Here is a 277-nt window from a genome sequence, read left to right as displayed (position 1 = left end):
CGTGTTCGACTGCGACCCCGGACGCAGCTTTGCGTTCGCCCGTCGGCACGGCGTCGAGGTCTTTCCTGATCTGGCCAGCCTGCTGGCCGACCCGGGCGTCGAGCTCGTTCTCAACCTGACCAACCCGCACGCGCACTACGCCGTCAGCCGCGCCTGTCTTGAGGCCGGCAAGCACGTCTATTCCGAGAAGCCGCTGGCGATGCGCGTGGAGGACGCGCGCGCGCTGGTGGCGCTGGCCGAAGCGCGCGGCCTGCTGCTCTCGGGTGCGCCCAGCCGC

General features: G+C 71.1%; 1 protein-coding gene. It reads left to right on the top strand.

Translation table 11 applies throughout. The annotated features are described in order from the left end of the window. On the top strand, nucleotides 1–277 hold a 277-nt coding region (locus FLQ44_RS22855; protein WP_147696179.1), incomplete at both ends, for a Gfo/Idh/MocA family protein.

Source organism: Vogesella mureinivorans (genome assembly GCF_007644035.1).
Classification (GTDB): domain Bacteria; phylum Pseudomonadota; class Gammaproteobacteria; order Burkholderiales; family Chromobacteriaceae; genus Vogesella; species Vogesella mureinivorans.
Note: the sequence above shows the minus strand (reverse complement) of the source record. Positions and strands in the feature narration are given on the sequence as shown.